The organism is Clostridium sp. SHJSY1, from assembly GCF_031626875.1.
Lineage (GTDB): Bacteria > Bacillota > Clostridia > Clostridiales > Clostridiaceae > Clostridium.
Map to the genome: position 1 here is coordinate 138448 of NZ_JANDMF010000005.1, position 14625 is coordinate 153072.

General features: G+C 28.3%; 16 protein-coding genes. 2 read left to right on the forward strand and 14 right to left on the reverse strand.

Annotation, left to right across the window (positions count from 1 at the left end; genetic code table 11):
* Positions 1-90: 90 nt before the first annotated feature.
* Genes NNC19_RS04915 through NNC19_RS04930 form a run of 4 tightly spaced genes read right to left on the reverse strand, consistent with a single transcriptional unit; the run spans position 91 to position 2785 of the window.
* Positions 91-474: a nitroreductase gene (locus NNC19_RS04915; RefSeq protein ID WP_310937503.1), complete on the reverse strand. Its 384-nt coding sequence runs from the start codon at positions 472-474 to the stop codon at positions 91-93.
* 2 nt (positions 475-476) lie between these two features.
* Complete coding sequence (gene dnaB, locus NNC19_RS04920) at positions 477-1790, reverse strand: replicative DNA helicase (protein ID WP_310937504.1); 1314 nt, start codon at positions 1788-1790, stop codon at positions 477-479.
* A complete protein-coding gene (locus NNC19_RS04925) occupies positions 1791-2573 on the reverse strand; it encodes a hypothetical protein (protein ID WP_310937505.1) in 783 nt (260 codons plus the stop codon).
* A 32-nt stretch (positions 2574-2605) separates the two neighbouring features.
* Positions 2606-2785, reverse strand: coding sequence for a helix-turn-helix transcriptional regulator (locus tag NNC19_RS04930; protein ID WP_310937506.1), 180 nt, complete (start codon positions 2783-2785; stop codon positions 2606-2608).
* A 151-nt stretch (positions 2786-2936) separates the two neighbouring features.
* Here NNC19_RS04930 and NNC19_RS04935 point away from each other — a divergent pair, with 151 nt between their 5' ends.
* Together NNC19_RS04935 and NNC19_RS04940 are read left to right on the forward strand one after the other, a co-directional pair.
* Positions 2937-3311, forward strand: coding sequence for a helix-turn-helix domain-containing protein (locus NNC19_RS04935; RefSeq protein ID WP_310937507.1), 375 nt, complete (start codon positions 2937-2939; stop codon positions 3309-3311).
* 71 nt (positions 3312-3382) lie between these two features.
* Positions 3383-3841, forward strand: coding sequence for an ImmA/IrrE family metallo-endopeptidase (locus NNC19_RS04940; RefSeq protein ID WP_310937508.1), 459 nt, complete (start codon positions 3383-3385; stop codon positions 3839-3841).
* Positions 3842-3885: 44 nt separating this feature from the next.
* On the opposite strand, the gene NNC19_RS04945 is transcribed toward NNC19_RS04940, so the two are convergent.
* The 10 genes from NNC19_RS04945 to NNC19_RS04990 all read right to left on the reverse strand — a co-directional run.
* Positions 3886-4140: a phage holin family protein gene (locus NNC19_RS04945; protein WP_310937509.1), complete on the reverse strand. Its 255-nt coding sequence runs from the start codon at positions 4138-4140 to the stop codon at positions 3886-3888.
* A 185-nt stretch (positions 4141-4325) separates the two neighbouring features.
* Positions 4326-4688 carry a YmaF family protein gene (locus NNC19_RS04950; protein ID WP_310937510.1) on the reverse strand — a complete coding sequence of 121 codons (363 nt, stop codon included), beginning with the start codon at positions 4686-4688 and terminating at the stop codon, positions 4326-4328.
* A 114-nt stretch (positions 4689-4802) separates the two neighbouring features.
* Entirely contained in the window at positions 4803-5948 is a 1146-nt protein-coding gene (locus NNC19_RS04955) for an iron-containing alcohol dehydrogenase (RefSeq protein WP_310937511.1), read from the reverse strand.
* 47 nt (positions 5949-5995) lie between these two features.
* Positions 5996-7252 (reverse strand): L-rhamnose isomerase, encoded by a 1257-nt coding sequence (gene rhaA, locus NNC19_RS04960; RefSeq protein WP_310937512.1) that lies wholly within the window; start codon positions 7250-7252, stop codon positions 5996-5998.
* A 14-nt stretch (positions 7253-7266) separates the two neighbouring features.
* Positions 7267-8670 carry a rhamnulokinase gene (gene rhaB / locus NNC19_RS04965; protein ID WP_310937513.1) on the reverse strand — a complete coding sequence of 468 codons (1404 nt, stop codon included), beginning with the start codon at positions 8668-8670 and terminating at the stop codon, positions 7267-7269.
* A gap of 229 nt (positions 8671-8899) precedes the next feature.
* A complete protein-coding gene (locus NNC19_RS04970; RefSeq protein ID WP_310937514.1) occupies positions 8900-9568 on the reverse strand; it encodes a hypothetical protein in 669 nt (222 codons plus the stop codon).
* A 173-nt stretch (positions 9569-9741) separates the two neighbouring features.
* Positions 9742-10593 carry an ABC transporter substrate-binding protein gene (locus tag NNC19_RS04975; protein WP_310937515.1) on the reverse strand — a complete coding sequence of 284 codons (852 nt, stop codon included), beginning with the start codon at positions 10591-10593 and terminating at the stop codon, positions 9742-9744.
* 419 nt (positions 10594-11012) lie between these two features.
* Positions 11013-13373 carry a heavy metal translocating P-type ATPase gene (locus NNC19_RS04980; protein ID WP_310937516.1) on the reverse strand — a complete coding sequence of 787 codons (2361 nt, stop codon included), beginning with the start codon at positions 13371-13373 and terminating at the stop codon, positions 11013-11015.
* A 410-nt stretch (positions 13374-13783) separates the two neighbouring features.
* Positions 13784-13936: a hypothetical protein gene (locus tag NNC19_RS04985; protein WP_310937517.1), complete on the reverse strand. Its 153-nt coding sequence runs from the start codon at positions 13934-13936 to the stop codon at positions 13784-13786.
* Between the two features lie 145 nt (positions 13937-14081).
* Positions 14082-14625, reverse strand: a 544-nt coding sequence (locus NNC19_RS04990; RefSeq protein ID WP_310937518.1) for an RICIN domain-containing protein, incomplete at its 5' end; no start/stop codon positions are given.

A 14625-nucleotide genomic window follows, 5' to 3' on the forward strand; every position in this document is an offset into this window, starting at 1 on the left:
CTAACATGTATTTTCCTTTTGGTATATAAAATTGTCTCACTTATGTACCTAACTTTGTACATAAAATTATAATCATTTTTTCTCTGAAAATTATCTAAATACTATCATAAACTTTTCTAAAGACTTTTTCTTTAATCTATAATATCTATTTTTATCTATCATAAGCTCAGCTTGTACATCTTCTTTTAATATATCATCTCTAAAATAAGCAGTTTCTATAATTCTTTTACTACAAGAATCTAATCTATCTAAAACGCAATTAATTACATTTACCATACTTTTCATATAATCTGCATCTATAACAGAATTTTCAACTGTACTATTAAAACTATTGGTTTTAGTTGATACTTCATCATATCTAGTTGAGCCTTTTAGCCCCGGATTTTCTAATGATATTAAATAATAAGGATACTCCCTAAGTTTTTTTTCAGTCTTTCTTTTTAATTCCTTATATTCTTCTGCACATATATTCATTATTAATTCCTCCTTACTAAAGGGGCAAATCTTTGATATTCCCCAATCCACCCAAGTTTCACAGTTTTCACCTCACCATTTCTATTTTTATTTATAATAACTTCTGCTGTAGTTTTATCATCTGACGTTTTATTATAATATTCATCTCTATAAAGCATCATTATTATATCTGCATCTTGCTCTATTGAACCCGATTCTCTAAGATCTGAAAGAACTGGTCTATGATCACTTCTTTGTTCCGTTGCTCGAGACAATTGTGAAAGTGCAATTATTGTTATATCTAATTTCTTAGCTAATTTCTTTAACTCTCTAGATATCCTTGCAATTTCCTGTTCTCTTGAATAGCTCTTTTCCATACCTTCAATCAATTGAAGATAGTCAATTATTACAACATCCAACCCCTTTTTAATCTTTAAATGTCTACACTTAGCCTTTATTTCCAAAAAAGTTGTTGATTTATCATCTATAAAAATTTTTCTACTTTCCAAATCTTTAGTTGCTAATATAAGTTTTGAAAACTCTTCTTCTTTTAAATTCCCACCTTTTATATTATTAAGATTTATTAAACATCTTGATGATAGTATTCTTTCCATAAGCTGCTTTCTTGTCATCTCAAGTGAAAATATTGCAACTGATGCTTTTTTAGAAGCATATTGTCCTATATTTAGAGCAAATGCTGTTTTTCCCATTGATGGTCTTGCTGCTATTACTATAAAATCCCCTTTTTGAAGACCAGACAGCACTTTATCTATTTCTATAAACCCTGTTGTGTTTCCTAAAATCCCACCACCTATGTCACAGTTTTCTTTTATTTTTATTAAAGCTTCTTTTAGAATTTTTCCAATAGGTTCTAGGCTCTCAAAACTTTTACCATTTGATATTTTATATAATGAATCTTCTGCTTCACTAATAACTTCATCAACTTCTGCTTTTTCATAACTTTTACTCACAATTTCTTTGCCAATTTTAATAAGTTTTCTTCTATCAGATTTTCCTTTTATGATTTTGACATAATCATGCATGTTGTTATTAAATGCCCCATCAATGCTAAGTTTAGTAATATAACTTATTCCACCACAAGCATCTATGTCTCCACTTACTCTTAATTCTTCAAGTATTGTTATTAAATCTACATTAATATTTTTTTTATTTAATTTTCTAATTATCTGAAATATATTCTTGTTTTTCTCCCAGTAAAAATCTTCTACACATAAAAGATCTTCAGCATATTCTAACTTGTCCACATTGTTGATAATACAACCAAGAAGTCCTTCTTCTGCTTCTGTGGAATATGGTATTTTTCTTAATACATCCACTTACATATCCTCCTCTAGTTTTACATTAAATTTAATACTTTCCTCTATAATCTTCTCATTTTTTAATTCTGTAATTTCTTCTTGAAGATAATCTTCATATCTTCCATTAAAAAATGTAGATCCATTTAAAATATACTTTCTATTTCTTCCTTTAACTTCCTCTGCATAAATAAGCACACATCTTATTAGCTCTTCTTTTGATATTTTATTCAATATCTTAGGTATTTTTCTTATAGATTCAGCTTTCCCCTTTTTATTGGGATATAAACTCCATATTTCTTCTATATCTTCTTTAGTATATTTAATATCTTTAATGGAAAGATTATTTTGCTCCTTATTTTCAGTAGCAAGGCTACAACTTTTTATCTTAGAGGGTGATACTTTTAAGTCTGTATCATATAAATTTTCAATTTCAGAGCCCAAATTATAAAAATCTGATTTCTTATCTTTAAAATCTACACCCAACAATGGATAACTTTCACCTAAGCAATAATAAGAATAACTACCTCCTTGTAGTTTATGATAATGTCCAAATATCTTACACTCCTCTAACTTTTTCAATCTTCTTCTTAATGCATCATTACTTTTTATTCCTATAACAGGAATATCTTCTTTTAGATGTTTATAATTGATCCAATAATATTGTTTATTTTTAATCTTTATCATAGACATACGTCCAGTATCCATAAAATCTACAAAATATCTAAGAATTAATGCGTCCTTCAAATCTAAATCAAACTCAATAAGTTTTCTTTGCTTGAACCCAAGTATAGTATTTTTCATTACAACGCCCCTTTTCAAGTTTCTTGAACTTTCTATTCAAAAAAATATATTTTATCTATTCCATATAGTTTAGATAATTTTTTAATTTTTGATATTGTAAGTTCTACCTTTCCATTTTCTAATGCCCAATATCCACTTTTGCTCTTATATCCCAATAATTTAGCTGTTTGATCAAGTGTATATCCTCTTTTTAATCTTAATTCTTTTAACATAATCATCCTCCACTCCAACTTTCTTGAACTTATACTAAATATATTAGTCCAAGTTATTTGAACTGTCAATATTTATTTTTAACTTTTACTTTAAATGTTTAATATAATTAAGTACAATATTATTGAACATTCATTAAAAGGAGAAATAAAAATGATTACTTTATCAGATAGATTAAAAGAACTTAGAAAAGAAAATAATATGACTCAATCTGACCTTGGGAAAATTCTAGGTGTTGGGAAAACTACAATTTCTATGTATGAGAATGGCAACAGTACCCCTAATGATGAAATTAAATTAAAAATTGTAGAATACTTTAACATCTCTTTAGATTACTTACTTGGAAAATCAGAAATAAAAAATTATAGTCATCTAAACAAACCTGTAAATAGAATAAATGATTTAGTTAAAGAAAATAAAATAACTACTCTTGCTGCTCACTTTGAAGGTGAAGAATTTACAGAGGATGATTTATATGATATAGAAAATTTTATTAGATATGTAATTTCAAAAAAGAAAAGCAATTAATCCAGAACATTCGTTCGCATATTGTGTTATAATATCCCTATAAGTGAATTTATTTTCATAGGAGGACATGTATGGAATACGATGAATTAATTATTAAAGCAGCTAAAGATAATGTTGAAATATTAGAATTTCCCTTCAAGGGTGAAGCAAAGGGCTATTATTCTGATGGAGTAATAGCCATAAATAAAAAAATAGAAACTAATACTGAAAAGAAATGTATATTGGCTGAAGAACTTGGACATCATTATACTACTGATGGAGAAATTTTAAATGATTCAATCCTTTCTAAAAAGAAAGAATCTATAGCTAGACGGTGGGCATACAAAAAATTAATTACCCTTTCCAGCTTAATTTCAGCTTTTAACCATGGTATTTGTTCTAAGGAGGAATTATCTGAGTATTTAGATGTTACCCCTTGTTTTCTAGATGCTACTTTAGAATACTATAAAAAAAAATATGGTACTCATGTAAAATTAGATGGCTATATAATTTTTTTTGATCCAAATTTAGGAATTTTAAAATTGCTATAAAATATTTATAGCAATTTTATTTTTAATATAACTTTCATCTTTATCTAACTTTCATCTTTATTTAATTGTTTTATAAGTTGATTTGTATAAACAGCTGCACCAGTAACAAGTATACCTTGTATAACTGATTGTGCACTTATACCTCCAAAAGCTAATGCTCCTATTATTCCTATTGGCAAAAGAATAAGTGGTATATACTTATCTGATATTTTTTCTGTCCCTTTTAAAATAAGTCCCAAAATATATAATGCCGGTATAAGTGCTAATAAGTTTTCAGTAATTAAATTTGTAAACTCCATAATAATCACTCCTATCCATATTTATATTTCGATATACTTATATGTATTTAAACATCTTGCTAAATATGTTATTCTACCTTTTTTATTTGATTCCTTCCATTTAAAACCATTAAATGTAAAATTATAAAATTCATTTTATATTTAAGAAAAAGGAGCAAGATAACCCTTACTCCTTAACATAATATTCAACAAGTTTTAGCTTCTGGTACTTCACTAGGATTTTGAATCAAAGTCGCAAAATAATAAACATGGAAATGTCCATCATCAACAGATGTTCTACCAGCTAATAGATGAATGTGTTTTCCTCCTGGAAGATAGATTGCAGGTCCTGTAGTATCATTTATATTGTGAAAATGATCACCAAAAGTATCTGTAAGAACACTCACTTTGTGAACATGTGATTTTCCATATTTAATAGCTGGTCCAGTTACTCCAGCAATACGATGGTTATGAACTGTTCTTTCATCATCTTGAGCATAATTTGTACTTGATAGAAATTCATGATTATGATCTTCTATTAAATAGCAATCTTGTTCTTTATGACCCATTTCAAATTCCCCCATAAAATATTTGATATATTATATACTATGTCAATATATTACATTATGTGAATACTAAGAGAAGCTCTCAAGTGAAATATGTTAATCATTTAATTAATTCCTCTATACAATCTTCTTAAATAATTCTATTATCTTATCCTTTGAAAATTCAACTGGATTTCCTGGTGCACAAATATCCTTTGCTGCATTATCTGCAAGAAGATCAAAATTAATATCAGTTACACCTAGCTCTCCTAATGTTTCTGGAATTCCAACTTCCTTTGATAATTCTTTTATTTTATCTATTACAAAAGTTGCACATTCTTCAGCTGATTTGCCTTCAATATTACAATTTAGTATTTTTGCAATTGAAACAAATTTTTCTGGTACAAATTTTGCATTTTCTTCTTCTACATATGGTAATAACATTGCATTACATACCCCATGTGGTAAATTATATACTCCACCTAATTGATGAGCCATAGCATGTACATTTCCTAATCCTGCGTTACTAAATGCTACTCCTGCCAAGAATATAGCATATACCATTTGTTCTCTTGCTTCTATGTCATGTCCATTCCTAACTGCCTTTGGTAAGTACTCAAATATAATCTTTACTGCATTCAAAGCTGTTGCATCAGTCACGGGATAAGCCCCTGGTGTAACAATAGTTTCAATAGCATGTGTTAATGCATCCATTCCTGTTGCTGCAGTTAAAGCAGCTGGTTTATTAATCATTAATTCAGGGTCATTTACAGTAATTGTTGCCATTGAATTTTTATCTACTATTACCATTTTTACTTTACGCTCTTCATCAGTTATAACATAGTTAATTGTAACTTCACTTGAAGTTCCAGCTGTTGTATTAACTGCAACAATTGGTAAAGACTTATTTTTTGTTAAATTTACACCTTCATATGATTTTATATCTCCACCATTTGTTGCAAGTATTCCTATTGCTTTTGCTGTATCTTGAGGTGATCCTCCACCAATTGATACAATAAAATCACATTTTTCTTCATTTAATACAACTAATCCATCATTAACTATTCTACATGTTGGATTTGGTATTACTTCATCATAAATTGTACTTATAACACCTGCTTCTATTAATACGTCTTCAACTTTTTTAGCTATACCACTTTTAACCAAAAATTTATCTGTAACTATTAAAGCTTTTTTAAATCCAAAATCTTTAACAGCAGCTGTTAGCTCTTTTAAACATCCAGCTCCCATAATGTTTATTGATGGTACATAATAAATTGCCATAATTAATCACTCCTCATTCTCTATATTGAATCTTTTAAAGAATAAATCTACTTTCTCTTTGATAACTCTTCTTCTTCATATCTCTTAACAACTTCAATCCATTCTTCTTTTACTGGTACATTATTTATTTCACAGAAATAATTCCAAATATCACCTAATGGATATGTTTTTAATTCTTCCATAAGAGCTAATCTTTCTGTAAAATTTCCTTCATCCTGTAACTTAATTAATTTATCATGAGGCATTAATAATGCAGATAATAAAGCTTTAGACATATTACGTGTTCCTATTACCCATGCAGCAATACGATTGATACTAGCATCAAAGAAATCAAGACCAATTATAACCTTTTCTAATGCATCATTTCTAACAATTTCTTTAGCTATTTCCTTTAATTCATCATCAAAGACAACAACATGGTCACTATCCCATCTAACTGGTCTACTTACATGTAATGCTACTTTATCTGAAAATAGTAACATCGATGATATTTTATCTGAAACAACTTCTGTTGGATGATAATGGCCAGTATCAAGTAAAGAAATAATATCATTTTTAGCAGCAAAGTTTAAATAAAATTCATTGGAACCTACTGTATATGATTCTGCTCCAATACCAAACACCTTTGATTCAACACAATCAAGATTATAGCTTTTATCTATTTTTTGTGTAAAAATTTTTTCTAAAGAATCTTTTAATCTCTTTCTTGGTCCTAATCTATCACTTGGAATATCTTTATAACCATCTGGTATCCATATATTAGTTAAACATGTTTGTCCTAATTCTTTCCCAAAATATTCTCCAATTTTTCTTGATGCCTTAACATGTTCAATCCAAAAATCTCTTATATTTTTATCTGGATGTGATAAAGTTAATCCATCACTAGCCTTTGGGTGTGAAAATATTGTTGGATTAAAATCAAGCCCTAATCCATTTTTCTTTGCCCAATCAACCCATTTTTTAAAGTGCTTTGGCTCTAACTTATCACGTTCTACTAATTTTCCATCTGTTTCAGCATAAATTGCATGTAAATTAACTTTATGCTTTCCTGGAATTAAACTCAATGCCTTTTCTAAATCTTTTCTTAACTCTTCTGGATTTCTAGCCTTACCAGGATAATTACCTGTAGTTGCTATACCTCCTGACAAATCATTTTGGCTTACTTCAAATCCTGTTACATCATCCCCTTGCCAACAATGAATAGAGATTTTAACCTTTTGCAAAGATTCTAATGATTTTTCAACATCTATTCCTAAATTTTCATAATCTTTTTTTGCTAATTCATATCTTTCTTTTATATTCATAATAATTCTCCTCTCTAATTTGGTTTAAATATTTTTATTTCAAATGAATTTGCTATTAATTTTCTTGCTTCTTTTAAATTTTCTATCTTTTCCTTACTTAATAACTGGCAAACTATATTACCTATAGCAGTTGCTTCTACTGGGCCTGCTAAAACTTCTTTTTTTGTTTTATTTGCAATTAATTGGTTTAAAAGTTCATTTTGACATCCTCCACCAAATAAATTAATATTCTTATATTCTTTTTCAAATATTTCTTCTATTTGTGAAATGGATTTTTCATAACTCAAAACTAAACTATTAAATACACAAATAGCTGTTTCTCCTGGTGTTTCTGGTGGCACCTGATTAGTCTCTACACAAGCATTCTTTATTTCTTCTATCATATTTGTGGGCTTTAAAAATCTATCTTCATCAACATTTATAAAAGATTTGAAATCCTTTTCTTTTTCTGCTAAACCACATAATTCTGCAAATGAATATTTATTATCATAATTTCTTCTTACTTCTTGTATAATCCAAAGTCCCATAATATTCTTTAAAAATCTATAACGATAATCTATACCACCTTCATTAGTAAAATTGTATCCCATTGATTGTGGTACACAGATTGGGAAATGATTTTCCACTCCCATTAATGACCAAGTCCCTGAACTTAGAAGTATACTATCTACTTCATTCCCTATTGAAGAAATAAAAGCTGATCCTGTATCATGGGTAGCTGGCAAAATCACTTCCATATCAAAACCGAATTCATCTATCAACTCACTTCTTAACCCACCAATATTAGTTTTAGGAAGCTTAATTTCTTGAAAAATATCCTTATTTATTCCTAAAGTCTCTAAAATCTTTAAATCCCAAGTTCTATCAAATGAATTAACAAGTTGAGTTGTAGTAGCATTTGTATATTCATTTACTTTCACTCCTGTTAATAAAAAGTGTAAATAGTCTGGAACCATTAAAAATGTTTTTGCCTTATCCAAAATTTCTGGACTTTTCTTTTTAATTGCTAGCAATTGATATATTGTATTAAATCTTTGAAATTGTATTCCTGTATAAAGATATAGCATGTCATTAGGTATTTCTTTAAAAGCCTCTTCCATCATATCCTCTGTCCTATCATCTCTATATGAAACTGTATTTCCTAAAACCTTTTCATCCTCATCAAGTAATACAAAATCTACTCCCCATGTATCTATTCCAATACTTTTAGGTATTTTATTTAACTCTTTACACTTTTTAATCCCATTTTTTATTTCTAAAAATAACTTTTTTAAATCCCAACAATACTCATCTTCTATCTTACTTATTCCATTTTCAAATCTATATATTTCTTCAATTTTTAACTGTCCATCTTCTAAGTAACCTAAAATATGTCTTCCACTAGAAGCCCCAATATCTATAGCTAAATGATATTCCATATTTATTCCTCCCTTCATTAAATCAAGCTACAAGTTAATTATATTTGTAATTTGATATCGTTTTAATATCTAAGTTTGTTTATTTTTTATCCTTTCTTGCACAATAATTTTTTCAATAAAAAAAGACTCTAACAAATTAGTAACCTGTTAAAGTCTTACTATAATTAGTGTATATTTTATTCAAAGTCTTAAAAACATAATTTTCTAATACTGCTATATTATTAGATTATTAATTTTGTCCTGTTATCATTTTACCTAAATCTGTACCAAAACTTGTCATATCTGATGGAATCCAAATATCTTTTGCTTTTCCACCTACATTAAATTTTTCGATCTTAAATGTAAATGTCTTTTCTTTTGTATCTGCTGATGGTTCTATCGCATTCACATTTTCAACTATCTTATTTACATAAATCTCAACAAACTTAGTTCTTGCTTCTGATTCACTTGTTAATCCCATTGCTTTCACTTCTGCTAAAGCATCATTTGCTGCTTTTTGGTCTGCTGTCACAACATCAGCATATGTTGTAGCAATTTTAACTGAAGCAGTTTCTTTTGAAGTTGAGGTTGTTTCAATCTTTGGTGTTAATTTCTTAAGAGCAGCTAGTTCTGCATCAGCTATTCTATTTAACTGATCATTACTAATTGTGAATCCTCCTATAGTAAAATTATTTTTTATTGCTGATATTATTGCATTTCTCTCTGTTTCTACTATTGATTCATATTCAGATTTTTCTACTCCTAATTTTTCAATTTTAGTTGAATCTCCTAATACATATATATCATAAAAAGCTTCTGCAGTTACTTCTGGTGGATCTATCTTTGTTTTACCACACCCTGTTAATACTAACCCAATTGATATAATTAGTACACTAAGCATCACTATTAATTTTTTCATACTGTCCCCCCTATTTTCTCTTTTGTTAATAGCATTATTAGAAATATCATTAAAGGAAGTATATCATAATATCATCATTAATAGTGGTGTTTTTAATAAATCAGGACTACGGTCCTAAACAAAGCTTATAACTATATGAAACTCCTACTAACTTTACATTCTATCCACACATTCTAAGGAATATAATGTCCTGTTAAAGCATACTTAGTTAATATTTCATATAAAGTTCCATCATTTTTCATCTCTTGTAATTTTTCATCGATTGCAACTAATAATGTAGTATCTTCTTTTTTTAATGCATATCCTACACTTAAGTCTATCTCAGGTTTATATTGACTTGGAGATAGAACTCTAAAATTTGACTTAGGTTTCATAAAAACAATATTTTCTGCTATTATAGAATCTGTCATTATAGCATTTATTGTTTTATTTTCTAATGATATAATTAAAGAATTGTTATCAGAGAAAGTAATATAATCTTTTAATTCTCCTTGACTTTTCCAATTATCAACTATTGTTTTATACACTGTCCCTTGAAGCACACCAATCGTTGAATTCTTTAAATCTTTTTTATTTTTTACTCCAGAATCTTTTCTCGTCAATATTGCTTCATTTCCATTATAAATAGGACTTGTAAAATCAACTAACTTTTTACGTTCATTTGTTATAAATATTCCTTCTCCAAATAAATCGATATCAGGATTTTTAACTAATTCTTCTAATGCATTACTAAATGTTATGTATCTTACATCCAGATTTTTTATTCCTAATCGCTTAGTTAATTCTTTTATGATATCTGCATCAACCCCACGAAAAGCACCTGTTTTAGGATCCTTATATGAATATGGCTCAGTATTGGATGAAATTACTGTCAATATTCCTTTTTCTTTTATTTTCTGTAATTTATCCGTTGATTGCTCTACTATATTATCATTATTTATTATTTGTATTAACTCCCCCCTCACACTAGTTGTGATATTCAATAACACAGCTAATGGTATTAGGAACTTGAAACATTTTTTCAATTTGACTCCTCCTCATATGACCCACTACTCCTTTAGAAATATCAATTAAATCAAATAATGTATCTCTTTTCATTTATTATCAAATAAACTTTCATACACATATTGTTCTTCTTTTTTATACTATAAATACATCTTGAGAATATTAAAAAATGATATCTTTCTTTTCTTCCATCTCTTATCTCAGATTTCTCATTTTAATATGATATTATATTACCAATAGCAATTGAAGTCAGAAAAATCAAAATAGTAAATTCAAATTATAAAAGCCTCATTTACTATTGTACATTTCTCTGCACAATAGCAAATGAAGCTTTTATTTAGCTTATTAGTTAAAATTTTTTGTTGTTATTTTTTCATCATACCATAGTATATTTAATACATCTCTATATCTAGATCTCACTTTTATCTTTTATTTGAAATTAATCATTTTTCATAGCTCTCATTGAGTTTAATACAGCCAATAATGTTACTCCAACATCACCAAATACCGCTTCCCACATAGTTCCTAAACCTATTGCTACAAGCACCAATAAAACAGCTTTTATCCCTAGAGCAAAAATTATATTTTGCATAACTATACTTCTTGTCTTTTTAGCTATTTTTATTGCTGTAGAAATTTTTGAAGGTTCATCAGTCATTATAACTACATCAGCAGCTTCAATTGCTGCATCAGAACCTACTCCTCCCATTGCTATACCTATATCAGCTCTGGCTAAAACAGGTGCATCATTTATTCCATCACCAACAAATACTAACTTACCCTTTAGTGATTTTTCTTTATCAAGAGATTCTACCTTTTCAACCTTTTGATCTGGAAGCAATTCTGCATGAACTTCATCCAATCCTAATTGCTCTGCAACTTTAATCCCAACTGTTTTATTATCACCTGTTAACATTACTGTTTTCTTAACCCCAATGGCTTTTAGTTCTTTAATTGCTTTTGCTGAATCTTCTTTAACTTCATCAGATATTACAATATATCCTGCATATTGTTTATCTATAACTACATAAACAATTGTACCAATAGTTTCTACCTTTTCATAATATATATTCAATTTCTCCATTAACTTATAATTACCAGCTAATACTTCTTTACTATCAACTGTAGCCTTTACACCATATCCTGATATTTCTTCATAGCCTTGAACTGCTTCTTTAATTATCTTTTTGTTATATGCATTTACAATAGAAGTTGCTATTGGATGATTTGAATAACTTTCTACATATGCTGCATAAGATATAAGATCATTTTCAGAAAAATTATCTTCTGCTTTTACTTCTGTTACTTTAAATATGCCTTTAGTAAGTGTTCCAGTTTTATCAAATACTACAACTTCAACATTATTTAATGCTTCTAAATAGTTACCTCCTTTAACAAGTATTCCATTTTTTGAAGCTCCACCTATTCCGCCAAAGAAACCAAGTGGTATAGATACAACTAAAGCACAAGGACAAGATACTACTAGGAATGAAAGAGCTCTGTATACCCAATCTGAGAATGTTGCACCATCAATAGCTAATGGTGGTATTACAGCCAATGCTAAAGCTGCAAAAACTACAACCGGGGTATAGTATCTAGCAAACTTTGTTATAAAATTCTCAGTTGGAGCTTTTTTGCTACTTGCATTTTGAACTAAATCTAATATCTTTGCAACTGTTGAATCTCCAAATTCTTTTTCTACTTCAATTGTTAAAACACCATTTTTATTAATAACACCACCTAAGATACTATCTCCTAAACCTACTTCTCTTGGAACTGACTCACCAGTTAAAGCAGAAGTATCTACCATTGAAGTTCCTTCAATTACCTTACCATCTAGTGGTACCTTTTCACCTGGCTTTACAACTATAATGTCACCAATATTAACTTCCTCTGGAGATACTTTTTTAAGTTCATTTCCAATTTTTAGGTTTGCAAAATCAGGTCTTATATCCATAAGGGCTGTTATAGATTTTCTTGAACGGTTAACAGCTATACCTTGGAATATTTCACCTACTTGATAGAACAACATAACAGCTACGCCTTCAGGATACTGACCAATAGCAAAAGCTCCAATAGTCGCAATACTCATAAGGAAATTTTCATCAAAAATTTGACCTCTCTTAATGTTTTTTAATGCCCTTAAGATTACTTCTCCACCAACAATTAAATAACTTATTATATACAGCATTAGTTCTACAATACTTGAAAATTTCATTGCAGTTGCTATTCCAAAAACTACCGCACCAGCAGTAAATCTAATTATTTCTTTTTTGTTACCTTCATCATGATTATACTCTTCATTTTTCCATAAGTTATTTTTCTTTTCAATTTCAATAACTTTAACATCAGGCTCTATTCTACTAACTATTTCTCTTACTTTTTTAACAATTGCATTAACCTTTGAAAGACTATCTAATTCTATAATAAGTTTAGTTCCTACAAAATCTACCACAGCGGATTTTACACCCTCTATATTATTAGCTTCTCTTTCAATCTTTGCAGCACAATTACCGCAGCATAACCCTTCAAGTAATAATTCTTTTCTTAATAACTTATTTGAAGATTTCTCTAATATTTTCACATCGGGTTCTATCTTTTTTACAATGTCAGTAGTTTCTGTAATTAATTCTGACTCTCTATTTAATTCTTCAATTTCTATTGTTAAAGTTTTTGTCATAAAGTTTACATTAGCTGAACTGATTCCTTCAATTTTACCTACTTTTTCTTCTATTTTAGCTGCACAGTTAGCACAATCTAATCCTTCAATAATAAACTCCTTTTTAATTTCTTTATCCATAACATTTCTCCCCCTAACAATGCTTTGTTTCTTTTCTGCTATATGTATCAATCCTTAATATTTGAACATCTGAATATCTGTTCATATATTCATTATATGTGAAAGTTTTTTGTTTTGTCAATAAAATGTATAAAAATATTAATTTTCCTCATATATAACTGCTAAAGATATATTCCTAAATCTTATTAATACCCAAAAGTAAATCATTTAAAGCTTTAAATATCTTTTAATGTATAAATAGTATGAACCATGGTAAGAATTGATACTCCCTTCCCTAACCTTAAATAAAGATGCTTATTACTTTAACACAAGACACAAAAAAAATGGTAAAGAAGGATTTTACTCCAACTTTACCTCTTATAGATAATTAATTTGTATAGTCCTAATTACATCTTCTTTAACTTATAAGACTATTTATTTTTCATTTTTATTTCCTTCATTTCCTTATCCTTTATTGCTAAATATATTTCATTTTTAGATTTATTTACTCCTCTAAATATTCCCACAAGAATTGCAACACCTAATCCAACTGTTATTAATATTAGACTTAAAACCATTACCATAAGATTCCTCCACTTTTATACCTTTATTAATATTATACATTTGTTTTAATCTAAATGGAAAATATAAAACAAGACTTTGTGTTGAAAGTTCACAAAGTCTTGTTTTTAGGATTCATATATCTATTAATCTTAGAAAATTATTTTTCTAAACAGAAATTAATTGCCAAAGTTGTCCTTCTCCGCCCCAATAATTCCACTCACAAATGTTTGCTCCTGAATTTTTACTCATCTCATAAAGATCTAAACAAGATTTGTAATTGGACGATTTTGTTAAAAATGCATATTTATTATTAGCAACTTTAACTATCTTGAATTTTTGCATATCCCCACCCCAATAATTCCATTGAGCTATATTAGTTCCATCCTTAGCAGATCCAGTATAAACATCTAAACAACTTTTATACTTTGATGCCCCAGTTAATATGTGATAAATTCCATTTCCTTCTGATACTAATTTGAACTTTTGTGCATCATATTTATTTAATCCCCATTGTCTAAGATTTGTACCATTAGCAAATAAACCATTTTCTATATCTAAATATAATCCACTATGAACATTTTTTATATAATAAGTTCCATCTAATTTAGATTGTTCTGTTCCAGATGTTCCTGTAGTGTTTTTTACCTTTTCAAAATCATTTCCACCATTACCACTTGCTTGGCAATTTGTTAGTGTTAATTTTCCTGGA